We start from the raw sequence: 12,637 nt of genomic DNA, 5'->3' as shown, positions 1-12,637 counted from the left end.
CTTTGCCTGTCGCCCTTTCTTCAGGTGCGCCTTGAACTGGGCGGCACTCTTGTCGGGAAATATCTTGTTCAGTCCTTTGCAGATGGAGTCCATGTTGGCATGGAGAAGGGAGTCTCGCCGTGCCTGGTCTTTCTTTCTGCGCTTCTCGTCCTTTTCGCCCGACATGAAGTCCATGTATATCCGGTATTCGGGCAGGGAACTTGCCATCAGTTTGCCGTCGGAAGAGATGATGTTTCCGCGGTTGGGTTTCACTGTCACGTTCTCTTTCACGAAACGGTCGGCTACGTCCTGCCAGTATTGCCGTTCGGCAAACATGGTGAAGCCTGCCTTGACGACAATTGCCACGCCTATCAGCGCCATCAGCAGGATGACGAAGAAATAGCGGGTCATTATATTCTTTTTGTTAACTGCCACTGTCCTTGTCTTTTATAGGTTCTCTCAACTCTTTTTTGTCAACTCTCCGTTGTTATTTAATAAGGTACGGCGGATGGGTAGAGGTGCGCAAATCGCTTTCCTTGCTCGAGATGTACTCTTCGATGCGCGACTGGCGGCTCTTCTCCATCAGCTCCGAACTGCGTGTCAGTGCGTCGTACTTGATGTCTGTCAGTTCTTTTTTCAACCGGTCTATCTCAATCTGCTGCTGTTGGCTGGCATAGCGGTTGTGTATGTAGAAGATGATGAACACCATGATAAGAACCAGTAGCTTCGTCTGGCGGCGGAAAAAGTCGGTAGCTAAAATATCTCCGCCCAGAATGCTTTTCAGCGAGGTGCGTTTTCTCTTCTTCTCCTCTTTGGCTTGCTTGTTGATTGCTTCTTCTTCCATTCCCTCTTATTTCTTTTCTGCAATTCGTAATTTCGCGCTTCTCGACCTGGGGTTTCGCTCGATTTCTGCCTCGCAGGGCACAATCACCTTGTTGTTGACAAGGCGGAAGGGAGTTTGCAGGTTGCCGAAGAAGTCGGTTTCCGCCTTGCCCTCCACGTTGCCCGTTTTCATGATGTTTTTCACCATGCGGTCTTCCAGCGAGTGGTAAGTGATGACTACCAGCCGGCCGCCCGGTCGCAGTGCTTCTGTCGCCGCCTGCAACATCTCTTTTAATGCTTCCATTTCCTGGTTCACCTCAATCCGCAAGGCCTGGAACACTTTGGCAAGTTCCTTCTTCTCGCGTTCGCGGCCGAAGAGAGGCTTGACGATTTCCAGAAACTCGCCGATGGTGCGTATCGCCTTTCCGTTGCGGGCTTTGGCGATGACCGAAGCCAGTTTGCGGCTGTTCTTCAATTCGCCGTACAGGTAGAAGATGTCGGCGAGACGCTCCTCGTCGTACGTGTTCACGATGTCGGCGGCTGTGAGTCCCGCCCGTTTGTTCATGCGCATATCCAGTTCGCCGTCGAAGCGGAAAGAGAATCCGCGCTCGCTGTCGTCGAAGTGATGAGACGACACGCCGAGGTCGGCAAGGATGGCGTCTACTTGGTCGATGCCGTGATAGCGCAGGAAATTGTGCAGGTAGCGGAAATTGCTGCGCACGAAGATGAAATGCGGGTCGTCAACAATGTTCCGTTCGGCGTCTTCGTCCTGGTCGAATCCCAAAAGGCGTCCGCCTTCGCCGAGCCGTGAAAGAATCTCGCGCGAATGTCCCGCTCCTCCGAATGTAACGTCTACATACGTTCCGTCCGGTTGTATATTCATCCCGTCGACACTCTCCTTAAGCATCACGGGGACGTGATATATCAGTTCGTCTTTTTCCATCTTCTCTTTTTCCATCCTTCTTTGTCTCTTAAAAACATCTCACCACCTTATTATAAAAAGCGGCTGTAAAAGTATGAAATTCCCCACAATTCCCCGTCATTTCCTACCGAAAACTTTCGGAGAAGTTTTCAACAGATTGTTAAATGCTTATCGCTTGATAATGAAGATGCTTCGTAGATGCTTTGTAGGCAGGATGCTACGGTTTATCCGTTTGATTGCTAAAGTTTGGTTGCCGCTTGCCTGAGAAGTATCTGTTTTTATGCGGTCGACTATTCGTCTGACTATAGTTGAAGTTGCGTCTGACTATAGTGTTTCTTTCGTCTGACTATAGTTAGACGAAACGTTAACTATAGTCAGACGAATACTTATTCGTAATGCGGGAGGTAGGGAATAGGCTTCGGAAAAATAGATGTTGCCTGAGAAACGGCTAATTCGTCGCGGTGGCGGGGCGGGGCAGTGGGATGGACGATGTCGGTGTATACTTTTTGAAATAAAAAAGAGTGGCGTATGTGGCTTGTTATGAGTGTTTTATTATATTTGTGACCGTAAGGAATATCTAATACTTGAAAACCTGAGGAGGTTGAAGAATATAGTTTCTTTGTCTGTCGGCATTCTTATATTGAGTCTGCCGTTCAATCCTGTGAAAGATATTCCTGATAAAATCCATCTATCGTTTCTGTTTGTATGCATATTCTTGTCGGGTATTGCAAGTAAAAACTGTAATTAAAAAACGAAAAATATGAAAACAATCAATTTAATAGCTCTTTTTATTGTTCTCACATTTAATGTTGTAGGGCAAACATCACGAGATGCATATTAAGTAAAAGGATGAAAAAATATCTTCTACCATACATTGAAGGGGAGGTAACTCCGGACAATTCCTATTTGTCCATATCATTTTATTATGAATTGTCTACTGGAAAAATGAAATGGATAACTGTTTATCATAAGCCTTCAATTGCCATACCGATAAAAGCGATTGAAAAGTTTGAAAAAAGCAATGAAGGCGGAAGATAAGGCAATCTTCAATCGTAGTACCGCAGATATTAAAGATATTGATTTTTTTGTTCGATGGACGGATTATGACTTGTATGAGTTGACGAATCCGTAGGAAACGTCGACTGAGTAAGAATTCAATTATTCATTGTATCAATGTATATTGATTCGGATAAAGGTAGTGTTGCGGAAGTCCCACCCGGGTCGCTCCTATGGCTCAGAAACCTGACCGAAGGTAAGGAAGAACTTCCGTTTTATATAAATGGTGATGGAAAGCAGATTTTTATTTATCGGTAAGAACCGGTTCAACGGAAATCTTTCAGCTCCTCCTGCAACTTCTGCCGGGTGAAGAAGATACGGCTTTTCACCGTTCCCAACGGAAGTTCCAGCTTCTCTGCAATCTCGCGGTATTTGAACCCCGACACGTGCATCGAAAACGGAATGCGGTACTCTTTCGGCAGGTTGTTTACCACCCGGTGCATCTCTTTCAGGTCGTACGCCCTATCTGTACTCTCCACGCTTGCGTCTTGCGGAAGGTTGAGATGGTACAAGTTGTCGGTGTGGTCGACAAATGTCTGGTCGCGAACCACCTTGCGGTAGTTGTTGATGAATATATTGCGCATGATGGTATACATCCAGCCTTTGAAGTTTGTATCGGGCGTGTATTTATCTTCATTATCCAATGCTTTCAAGGAAGTCTCCTGCAACAAGTCGTTTGCTTCTTCGCGGTCGGTTGTCAGTTTGTAGGCGAAACGAAGTAATTCGGCTTGTACTTCTACTAAATCTTTTCTGAAGCTTAAACTTTTCATATGCGTTGCTTTTTAAATGGTGAATATTCGTTTGTAAGTTTTGATGGTGCAAGTTTAAGGGCTTTTTGATTATCCGACAGGGGATAATTCGCCCGAAATTCACCCGAAAACTGTCTGCGGACAGTTTTCGGGTGTTATTTGATAGTTTTTGGGTGTTGTTTTGGGGGTCTTATGAGCTTAAATCCTGCATTTTCTACTAATTTATTGCAAATAATAAAAAAGAACCGCTAATTTTGTAGCATCATTTTATTTGAAAAGAATGACAGATGACTCTTTATTTTTGATTGATGTCGATAAAATTCTTCGGACCAAAGCGCCGAAGCAATACAAGTACATCCCTAAGTTTGTGATTTCTTATCTGAAGAAAATAGTTCATCAGGATGAGATTAATGTGTTTTTGGATGAGTCGAAAGATAAGATCGGAGTAGACTTCCTCGAAGCGTGCCTGGACTTTCTGGATGCGAAGGTAGAGGTGAAAGGACTCGAAAATCTTCCCAAAGAGGGTTTGTACACCTTTGTCTCCAATCATCCGTTGGGCGGACAGGACGGTGTGGCGCTGGGCTACGTGCTGGGACGCCATTACGACGGGAAGGTGAAATACCTGGTCAACGACCTGCTGATGAACCTGCACGGATTGGCTCCGCTCTGCATACCTATTAATAAGACAGGCAAACAGTCGAAAGATTTCCCTAAGATGGTGGAAGCCGGATTCAGCTCCGACGACCAGCTTATCATGTTCCCCGCCGGACTCTGTTCGCGCCGGCAGGAGGGAGTGATTCGCGACCTGGAATGGAAAAAGACATTTATAGTAAAGAGCATACAAGCAAAACGCGACGTGATACCGGTGCACTTCGGGGGCAGAAACTCCGATTTCTTCTACAATCTGGCAAATATCTGCAAGGCACTGGGCATTAAGTTCAACATCGCCATGTTGTATCTTGCGGATGAGATGTTTAAGAACCGCCACAAAACCTTTACCGTCACCTTTGGCAAGCCGATATCCTGGCAGACTTTCGACAAATCGAAAACACCGGCACAATGGGCGGAATACGTAAAGGACATTGTATATAAACTGTAACTGATAGAACAACTATAACAAGAAATATGGAAGAAATTATCAAACCGATAAGCAAAGAACTGCTGAAGGCTGAATTGACGGAAGACAGACGCTTACGAATGACCAATAAGAGTAATAACCAGATTTACATTATTACTCATCAGAATGCACCCAATGTGATGAAAGAGATTGGGCGTTTGCGCGAAATTGCTTTCCGGGCTGCCGGTGGAGGAACGGGGCTGTCGATGGATATAGACGAATACGACACAATGGAGCATCCCTATAAGCAGCTCATTGTGTGGAACCCGGAAGCCGAAGAAATATTAGGCGGCTACCGCTATCTGCTTGGGACGGACGTGCGTTTCGACGAAAAAGGCGCTCCGATTCTCGCCACTTCCCATATGTTCGATTTCTCGGATACTTTTATTGAAAAATATTTGCCGCAGACGATAGAGTTGGGACGTTCGTTTGTGACGCTCGAATATCAGTCTACCCGTGCCGGAAGCAAGGGGCTGTTTGCGCTGGACAACCTGTGGGACGGATTGGGAGCATTGACCGTGATTATGCCGAACGTGAAGTACTTCTTCGGAAAGGTGACAATGTATCCGAGCTACCACCGCCGCGGCCGTGATATGATTCTCTATTTCCTTAAGAAACATTTTTCCGACAAAGAAAGGCTGGTCACCCCGATAGAACCTTTGCTGCCGGAGACCTCCGAAGAGGAGCTGAGTGCCTTGTTCTGCAAAGACTCCTTTAAGGAAGACTATAAGATACTGAATGGCGAAATCCGTAAGCTGGGCTATAACATACCGCCACTGGTGAATGCTTATATGAGCCTGAGTCCTACCATGCGTATGTTCGGCACGGCTGTCAACTATGAGTTCGGCGATGTGGAAGAAACCGGAATCCTGATTGCGGTGGATGAGATACTTGAGGAAAAACGCATACGGCACATCCAGACGTTTATCGAAAGCCATCCGGATGCGCTGAAAATATATTGCGAGGAAGAGGAGGCGTTTACGCCTAAGGTCGTTACACCGCAGGCAGACTGTTGCCGTTGATTTTCCGGTAAAGGTCGAGAGCAAAGACGTCGGTCATCCCCGATATATAATCAAGTACCGCCTGTATTCTTTCGTAGAGTACAGGCGATTTTATGTTGTACTGGCTGGAAACCCGGTTTATCAGAAGTTCGGAATACGCCTTGCCGGGAGAGGTGACCGCCTCCGTCATCAGTTCGAGCAGTGTACTGATGACGCGGAAACCGGCCAATTCGATGTCGAGCACATACTGCGAACGGTAGATTTTCTGCATAGACACATCGGAGCAGTGTTTGTAGGCGTCTGCCGGACACTGGGATATATGTTTGATGAGCGTTCCTTCGAAAGTGCCGGACAATATTGCCTGTTCATGTTCGAGGAACACACGGGTGCATTCCCGAATCAGTAGTCCGATTACCGAGGAGCGCAGGTAAGCGATTTGTTCGTTCGTGTCGCTCACAATCCGGAACGTGCTCCGCAGATGTGCCTGCCGGTTTTCGTCGAAATAAGCCATCAGCAGTGCCTTCGTCTCTTCGGTAGTGAGGATTTTCAGTTTGTGGGCGTCTTCGATGTCCATCATCTGATAGCAGATGTCGTCCGCCGCTTCCACCAGATAGACCAACGGATGTCGTGCGTATTTCAACGGATGCTCGTTCTGCACGATTAATCCCAGTTCGGTGGCTATTTTATGGAAACTCTCTTCTTCGCTGACGAAGAATCCGAACTTCGACTTTTTGCCGGCAAGGCTTGATGAAAAGGGATATTTCACGATGGAAGCCAGGGTGGTGTACGTCATGGCGAATCCTCCTTTGCGCCGTCCTTCAAACTGGTGGGTCAAGAGCCGGAATGCATTTGCGTTTCCTTCGAAATGTGTCAAATCTTCCCATTCCATCGCCGAAAGTTGCGCTCCGTCCGGCTGCCTTTCTTTCAGGCGGAGCCCTTTTCCTTCGGAGAAAAAGGTCGATATGGCACGCTCGCCCGAATGGCCGAAAGGCGGATTGCCTAAGTCGTGCGCCAGGCAGGCGGCGGATACGATGGAACCGATTTCCGGCAGAAAAGATTCCCGGAGTTCGGGCTGGCGTTCGAGGATGGCTTTGGCTACGTCGTTGCCTAAGGAACGGCCGACGCAGGATACTTCGAGGCTATGCGTGAGCCGGTTGTGTACAAACACGCTGCCCGGCAGGGGGAATACCTGTGTCTTGTTCTGCAATCGGCGGAAGGGGGCGGAAAAGATAAGACGGTCGTAATCCCGTTGAAACTCCGAGCGGTTTTCCTGGCGCTCCTGGTGAAACTCTTCCATTCCGAAGCGTTTGGCGGATATTAATTGATTCCAGTTCATCATTTTAGTTGCGATTTGGGCGTTTCCTGTTTGCAAATTAGGGAACGGCACATTATTTAACTGCAAACTTAACTATTTTTCAGTTCAAAATGTGTATTTTCGCCCGTTAAATACCAATATATGCATTTATGAATATTCAAGTAATCAATAAATCGAAGCATCCGCTTCCGGCTTATGCCACCGAATGGTCTGCGGGAATGGATATCCGTGCCAATCTTTCCGAACCCATCACTTTGGAACCCCTGCAACGCTGTCTTGTGCCCACCGGATTGTATATCGCCCTTCCGAAAGGATTTGAAGCCCAAATCCGTCCGCGCAGCGGATTGGCCATCAAGAAGGGAATCACGGTGCTCAACTCGCCGGGAACGATTGATGCGGATTATCGGGGGGAAATCTGTATTATCCTGGTCAATCTGTCGTCCGAAGCCTTTGTGATTGAAGACGGCGAACGTATTGCGCAGATGGTGATTGCAAAACATGAGCAAGCCTCATGGCAGGAAGTGGAAGTGTTGGACGAAACGGAACGCGGAGCCGGCGGCTTCGGTCATACAGGGAAAAAATGAAAAAAAGAATCCTATTTATATGGTTGGTAAGTGCTTTGCTGCTTCCTTTGGGTGTGGCTTCGCAAGCGACAGGAAGGGTGGCGGCAGGAGACGTGCCCACCCTATCCGGATATGCGGCCGGCACAGATGCAATTGCCCGGAAAGCAAAGAAAAAGAAGACCAAAAAGAGTAAAGCCGAGAAGGAGAAGGATGTTTTTGTGTGCCAACTGACGGAGGAACAGCAGCGCAAATATGATTATTTCTTTCTGGAAGCCATGCGGATGAAAGGAAAGAAAGAATATGATGCGGCTTTCGGCTTGTTGCAGCATTGTCTGGATATCCATCCGACGGCTTCTTCCGCTCTTTACGAGATTTCACAATATTATATGTTTCTGCGCCAGGTTCCGCAAGGACAGGATGCTTTGGAGAAAGCAGTACTCTATGCCCCCGATAACTATTGGTATAGCCAGGGATTGGTCAACCTCTATCTGCAACAGAACGAATGGGATAAAGCCGTCGTTTTGCTCGAAAAGATGGTTGCTCGTTTTCCGGCAAAGCAAGACCCTTTGTTTAACCTGCTCGATATTTACAGCCGGCAGGAGAAGTATGACGATGTGATTTCCACGCTGAACCGCCTGGAGACACGTTTGGGTAAGAACGAGCAGTTGTCTATGGAGAAATTCCGTATCTATCTTCAGATGAAAGACGACAAGAAGGCTTTTCGGGAAATAGAAAGTCTGGTGCAGGAGTATCCGATGGATATGCGTTATCAGGTAATTCTCGGCGACGTATATCTCCAGCACGGGAAAAAAGAAGAAGCCTATGCGGTCTATCAGAAAGTGCTGGCGGCAGAGCCGGACAATCCGATGGCGCTCTTCTCGATGGCTTCTTACTATGAGCAGACCGGGCAGAAAGAGCTGTATCAGCAACAACTGGACACGTTGCTGCTGAACAAGAAAGTGACTCCCGATACGAAAATCAATGTCATGCGGCAGGTCATCATGGAAAATGAACAATCGCCGGAAAAGGACAGCACGCAGGTGATTGCCCTGTTTGACCGCATGATGGAGCAAGATCAGGACGACCCGCAAGTCCCCATGCTCTATGCACAATATCTCTTGTCGAAGAATATGGAGCAGGAAGCGGTTCCGGTATTGGAACTGGTGGTCGATTTAGACCCCGCCAACAATGCCGCCCGCCTGATGTTGGTAAGTGCAGCCATAAAAAAGGAGGATTACAAACAGATTATAAAGGTGTGTGAGCCTGGTATCGAAGCTACTCCGGATGCTTTGCAGCTTTATTATTACCTGGCCATCGCCTATCATCAGGCAGAGCAGGTTGACAGCGTATTGAGTGTATGTACCAAAGCCCTGGAGCACATCGCCCCCGACACGAAGAAAGAATTCGTATCCGAATTCTACTCAATCATGGGCGACGTCTACCACACGAAGAAACAGATGGCGGAGGCTTATGCTGCCTACGATTCGGCGTTGGTGTACAATCCCGCCAATATCGGCGCGCTGAATAACTATGCCTATTACCTTTCGGTAGAACGCCGCGACTTGGACAAAGCGGAGGAAATGAGTTACAAAACTGTAAAAGCGGAACCCAACAACGCCACCTTCCTCGATACTTATGCATGGATTCTCTTTGAAAAGGGAAATTATGCGGAAGCCCGCATCTACATAGACAATGCCTTGAAGAGCGACGATGAAAAAAGCAACGTGATTGTAGAACATTGCGGAGATATCTACTTCATGAACGGCGACGTGGAGGGAGCGTTGAAATATTGGAAGCAGGCGCTCGAAATGGGAAGTGAATCGAAAACATTGAAACAGAAGATAGAAAAGAAGAAATATATTGCAGAATGAAAAGAGTCGTTTATCTGTTGCTGTTGGTGGCCGTCGTGCTGACCGGCTGTAAGAGTTCGAAGCATCCGGCACTCTCGAAGACAAAGGCTTCCGTGCCGAGCTATCTGACTTCCAGACTCCAGCTTACCATTCCCGACAAGAAAGGGGGAAGTATGTCCGTGGGAGGGACTATGAAGATGAAAACCCGCGAACGGGTGCAAGTCTCCTTGCTGATGCCGATTCTGCGTACGGAAGTGGCGCGCATCGAGATTACACCGGACGAAGTACTGATGGTGGACAGGATGAACCGGAGATTTGTCCGTGCAACGAAGGACGAACTGAAAGGCCTGTTGCCGAAGAATGCGGAGTTTGCCCGTTTGGAAAAGATACTGATAAGCGCATCCTTGCCCGGTGGAAAGACAGAACTGACGGGCAAAGATGTAGGTATCCCTTCTTTGGAGAAAGCCAAAGTCCGGCTTTATGAGTTCTCGACCAAAGAGTTCTCCATGACTCCGACGGAACTTTCTGCCAAATATACTCAGGTTCCTTTGGAAGTGTTGGTAAAAATGCTGGTGGCTTTATTAGGATGAAACGTCTCTTTGTTATTCTTGCCGGTTGCCTATGGTTGGCAGTTCCGCTTTCCGCCCAGTCGAACAAGCTGATTCGCGAGTTGGAAAGTAAGCGCGGTGCGCTGCAAAAGCAGATTGCCGAGTCGGACTCTATATTGCAGGACACTAAGAAGGACGTGGGCAGCCAGTTGAACAGCCTGGCAGCACTCACCGGGCAGATTGAGGAACGGAAACGCTACATCCTCGCTATCAACAGCGATGTGGAAGCCATCGAGTCCGAACTGAACGCATTGGGACGCGAGTTGCGCGTTTTGGAGAAGGAGCTGAAGGATAAGAAGAAGAAATACGAAGCCTCGGTACAGTATCTTTATAAGAACAAGTCGATAGAAGAGAAACTCATGTTCATCTTCTCCGCCAAGAGCTTGGGACAGACCTACCGCCGTATGCGCTATGTACGCGAATACGCCACTTACCAGCGTTTGCAAGGCGAAGAGATTCTGAAAAAGCAGGAGCAGATACGTGCGAAACAAGCGGAACGTCAGCAAGTGAAAACCGCTAAGGAGAACCTGCTGAAAGAACGGGAGGGCGAAAAGACGAAGTTGGAAGTGCAGGAGCAGGAAAAACGCACGTTGGTAGCCGACTTGCAAAAGAAGCAGAAAGGCTTGCAGAACGAGATTAATAAAAAACGCAGGGAGGCAGACCAACTGAATGCACGCATCGACAAGCTGATAGCCGAAGAAATAGAACGTGCCCGCAAGCGTGCCGAAGAGGAAGCCCGCCGCGAAGCGGCAGCACGCAACGAAACCGAAGGGGAGGAAAGCGGCTCTTCCGGCAACGCGGGAGCGAAAGTAAAAACGCTCGAAACGTACACCATGAGCAAAGCCGACCGCGAACTGTCCGGTAATTTTGCCGCCAATCGCGGCAAACTTCCCATGCCTATATCAGGTGCTTACATTATCGTCAGCCGCTACGGGCAATATGCTGTAGAAGGGCTCCGCAACGTAAAGTTAGATAACAAAGGTATCGATATCCAGGGAAAGCCGGGAGCACAGGCACGTGCCATCTTCGACGGTAAAGTGGCAGCCGTCTTCCAACTGAACGGATTGTTCAATGTGCTTATCCGTCACGGTAATTACATCTCCGTCTATTGCAACCTTTCGTCCGCTTCGGTGAAAATAGGAGATACGGTGACGACGAAACAACCCATCGGGCAAATATTCTCCGACGGTACGGACAACGACCGCACGGTGCTCCACTTCCAGTTGCGTAGGGAAAAAGAAAAACTCAACCCGGAGCCGTGGCTCAATCGGTAAGTTTAGTCGAAAAACAACGGAAAATGTGAAAAATCGGGCTGTTTATGGTGCGGAAAATGTAAAAAGTTCAAGAAGCGTGTAGGAATGAGGTATAAAATCGGCTCAAAAAGTAGCAGAATCTCTTCATTGGGGGAGAAAAAGGAAAGAAGTTTGGTCTCAAAAGCAGATGGATGGTCTGTTTCTTTCTTTTATTGAATAATTTGTGCTAAAAAAAGTAATTGCTTTTTGTCAATTTTGTGAACAAAGAAAAACTGATGAAGAACAAATTTACATTCAATGAAATTATGAGACAACAATTAGTGACATTGTTGCTGGGGACAGTTTTCGTGTTTGGTGGCTGCAACTCCCCACTTGGGCAATATGAGAGAAATTTAGATTACATCCGCGTGTTTGCCTGCTTCCTGGTCATGCTGGTTCATGCCAGCGAGAATTTTTACGGTGCTCCCGGTTCTACCGATATGGCAGGACCACAGTCTTACCTCGCCAACGAGGCCGACCGCCTGTGGGTATCGGTCTACGACGGTTTTTCGCGTATGTCTGTACCCTTGTTTATGATAGTCTCCGCTTTCCTGCTCGCACCGATGAAGGAGGAACAGACCATGTGGCAGTTCTATCGCCGCCGTGCCCTTCGCATCCTGCCGCCCTTTTTCGTGTTTATGATATTGTATAGCACACTGCCCCTGCTGTGGGGGCAGATAGACGGGGCGATTTCAGCGAAAGACCTCTCGCGCATCCTGCTCAACTTCCCCACGCTGGCGGGGCACTTCTGGTTTATGTATCCCCTGATAGGGCTTTATCTGTTTATTCCCATGATATCCCCGTGGCTGCGGAAAGCCACGGCGGGCGAAGAGCGTTTCTTCATCGGCGTGTTTCTCTTGTCGACGTGTATGCCCTACCTCAACCGTTGGTGTGGCGAGCTGTGGGGGCAATGCTTCTGGAACGAATACCATATGTTGTGGAACTTTTCCGGTTATTTGGGCTACCTTGTGCTGGCGCATTATATACGTGTGCACCTCACCTGGGAGCGGCCGCGGCGTCTGGTCGTGGGAGCCGTTCTGATGGTGGCGGGCGCCGTGTGGACCATCCTGTCGTTTTATGTGCAGGCCGTTCCGGGCGAACTGCACGTTACGCCTGTGTTGGAAATCGGTTGGGCGTTCTGCACCATCAACTGTGTGCTGCTCACCACGGGAGCATTTCTTCTGTTCACCTGCATCCATCGGCCGGAGGCGCCGCAACTGGTGACGGAGATGTCGCGGCTCAGCTACGGTATGTATCTGATGCACATCTTCTGGCTCGGACTGTGGGTGAGTGTGTGCAAGCAGACATGGATGCTGCCCACCGTTGCCGCCATACCTTGCATTGCGGTGGCTACGTTCGTCAG

At 48.4% G+C, this 12,637-nt stretch carries 12 protein-coding genes and 1 pseudogene; 8 read left to right on the top strand and 5 right to left on the bottom strand.

The window, feature by feature from the left end; translation table 11 throughout:
* The 3 genes and pseudogenes from QZ331_RS13610 to rsmH form a co-directional block, all read right to left on the bottom strand.
* A pseudogene (locus QZ331_RS13610) lies at positions 1–390 on the bottom strand (penicillin-binding protein); the annotation flags it as partial.
* Between the two features lie 76 nt (positions 391–466).
* Positions 467–823, bottom strand: coding sequence for an FtsL-like putative cell division protein (locus tag QZ331_RS13605; protein WP_294631187.1), 357 nt, complete (start codon positions 821–823; stop codon positions 467–469).
* A 6-nt stretch (positions 824–829) separates the two neighbouring features.
* Positions 830–1,744 (bottom strand): 16S rRNA (cytosine(1402)-N(4))-methyltransferase RsmH, encoded by a 915-nt coding sequence (rsmH, locus tag QZ331_RS13600; protein ID WP_294631191.1) that lies wholly within the window; start codon positions 1,742–1,744, stop codon positions 830–832.
* Between the two features lie 828 nt (positions 1,745–2,572).
* Between rsmH and QZ331_RS13595 the strand changes: the two genes are divergently transcribed.
* Positions 2,573–2,761 carry a hypothetical protein gene (locus QZ331_RS13595; protein ID WP_294631186.1) on the top strand — a complete coding sequence of 63 codons (189 nt, stop codon included), beginning with the start codon at positions 2,573–2,575 and terminating at the stop codon, positions 2,759–2,761.
* A gap of 284 nt (positions 2,762–3,045) precedes the next feature.
* Here the strand turns inward: QZ331_RS13595 and QZ331_RS13590 are convergent, their stop codons facing one another.
* On the bottom strand, positions 3,046–3,549 hold the full coding sequence (locus tag QZ331_RS13590) for an RNA polymerase sigma factor (RefSeq protein ID WP_294631185.1): 504 nt from the start codon (positions 3,547–3,549) through the stop codon (positions 3,046–3,048).
* Positions 3,550–3,808: 259 nt separating this feature from the next.
* Here QZ331_RS13590 and QZ331_RS13585 point away from each other — a divergent pair, with 259 nt between their 5' ends.
* Both QZ331_RS13585 and QZ331_RS13580 read left to right on the top strand, forming a co-directional pair.
* A complete protein-coding gene (locus tag QZ331_RS13585) occupies positions 3,809–4,627 on the top strand; it encodes a 1-acyl-sn-glycerol-3-phosphate acyltransferase (protein ID WP_294631182.1) in 819 nt (272 codons plus the stop codon).
* A gap of 26 nt (positions 4,628–4,653) precedes the next feature.
* The gene (locus tag QZ331_RS13580; protein ID WP_294631180.1) at positions 4,654–5,667 is read left to right on the top strand and encodes a GNAT family N-acetyltransferase; all 1,014 of its coding nucleotides are present in this window, start codon (positions 4,654–4,656) and stop codon (positions 5,665–5,667) included.
* Here QZ331_RS13580 and QZ331_RS13575 read toward each other — a convergent pair.
* Positions 5,639–6,985: a deoxyguanosinetriphosphate triphosphohydrolase gene (locus tag QZ331_RS13575; protein ID WP_294631178.1), complete on the bottom strand. Its 1,347-nt coding sequence runs from the start codon at positions 6,983–6,985 to the stop codon at positions 5,639–5,641. The two genes, QZ331_RS13580 and QZ331_RS13575, sit on opposite strands and share 29 nt — an antisense overlap.
* A 125-nt stretch (positions 6,986–7,110) precedes the next feature.
* Here QZ331_RS13575 and dut point away from each other — a divergent pair, with 125 nt between their 5' ends.
* The 5 genes from dut to QZ331_RS13550 all read left to right on the top strand — a co-directional run.
* Positions 7,111–7,545 carry a dUTP diphosphatase gene (gene dut, locus QZ331_RS13570; RefSeq protein ID WP_294631176.1) on the top strand — a complete coding sequence of 145 codons (435 nt, stop codon included), beginning with the start codon at positions 7,111–7,113 and terminating at the stop codon, positions 7,543–7,545.
* Positions 7,546–7,637: 92 nt separating this feature from the next.
* Positions 7,638–9,395 carry a tetratricopeptide repeat protein gene (locus QZ331_RS13565; protein ID WP_365976374.1) on the top strand — a complete coding sequence of 586 codons (1,758 nt, stop codon included), beginning with the start codon at positions 7,638–7,640 and terminating at the stop codon, positions 9,393–9,395.
* Positions 9,392–9,964, top strand: a complete 573-nt coding sequence (locus tag QZ331_RS13560; protein ID WP_294631172.1) for a DUF4292 domain-containing protein — start codon at positions 9,392–9,394, stop codon at positions 9,962–9,964. Before QZ331_RS13565 ends, QZ331_RS13560 begins: the two co-directional genes overlap by 4 nt.
* Positions 9,961–11,256, top strand: a complete 1,296-nt coding sequence (locus tag QZ331_RS13555) for a peptidoglycan DD-metalloendopeptidase family protein (RefSeq protein ID WP_294631171.1) — start codon at positions 9,961–9,963, stop codon at positions 11,254–11,256. The genes QZ331_RS13560 and QZ331_RS13555 overlap by 4 nt, the downstream gene beginning before the upstream one ends.
* 407 nt (positions 11,257–11,663) lie before the next feature.
* Positions 11,664–12,637, top strand: a 974-nt coding sequence (locus tag QZ331_RS13550) for an acyltransferase (protein ID WP_294631189.1), incomplete at its 3' end; no start/stop codon positions are given.

The organism is uncultured Bacteroides sp. (assembly GCF_910586915.1).
In the GTDB taxonomy this organism is placed as follows: domain Bacteria; phylum Bacteroidota; class Bacteroidia; order Bacteroidales; family Bacteroidaceae; genus Bacteroides.
The sequence above is the reverse complement of the archived record's forward strand: the minus strand, read 5'-3'. Positions and strand labels throughout refer to the sequence as shown.

Excerpts from the sequence above, each read along its gene's own strand:
- QZ331_RS13605 (WP_294631187.1), bottom strand. The coding sequence starts at position 823 with ATGGAAGAAGAAGCAATCAACAAGCAAGCCAAAGAGGAGAAGAAGAGA.
- rsmH (WP_294631191.1), bottom strand. The coding sequence starts at position 1,744 with ATGGAAAAAGACGAACTGATATATCACGTCCCCGTGATGCTTAAGGAG.
- QZ331_RS13595 (WP_294631186.1), top strand. The coding sequence starts at position 2,573 with ATGAAAAAATATCTTCTACCATACATTGAAGGGGAGGTAACTCCGGAC.
- QZ331_RS13590 (WP_294631185.1), bottom strand. The coding sequence starts at position 3,549 with ATGAAAAGTTTAAGCTTCAGAAAAGATTTAGTAGAAGTACAAGCCGAA.
- QZ331_RS13585 (WP_294631182.1), top strand. The coding sequence starts at position 3,809 with ATGACAGATGACTCTTTATTTTTGATTGATGTCGATAAAATTCTTCGG.
- QZ331_RS13580 (WP_294631180.1), top strand. The coding sequence starts at position 4,654 with ATGGAAGAAATTATCAAACCGATAAGCAAAGAACTGCTGAAGGCTGAA.
- QZ331_RS13575 (WP_294631178.1), bottom strand. The coding sequence starts at position 6,985 with ATGATGAACTGGAATCAATTAATATCCGCCAAACGCTTCGGAATGGAA.
- dut (WP_294631176.1), top strand. The coding sequence starts at position 7,111 with ATGAATATTCAAGTAATCAATAAATCGAAGCATCCGCTTCCGGCTTAT.
- QZ331_RS13560 (WP_294631172.1), top strand. The coding sequence starts at position 9,392 with ATGAAAAGAGTCGTTTATCTGTTGCTGTTGGTGGCCGTCGTGCTGACC.
- QZ331_RS13555 (WP_294631171.1), top strand. The coding sequence starts at position 9,961 with ATGAAACGTCTCTTTGTTATTCTTGCCGGTTGCCTATGGTTGGCAGTT.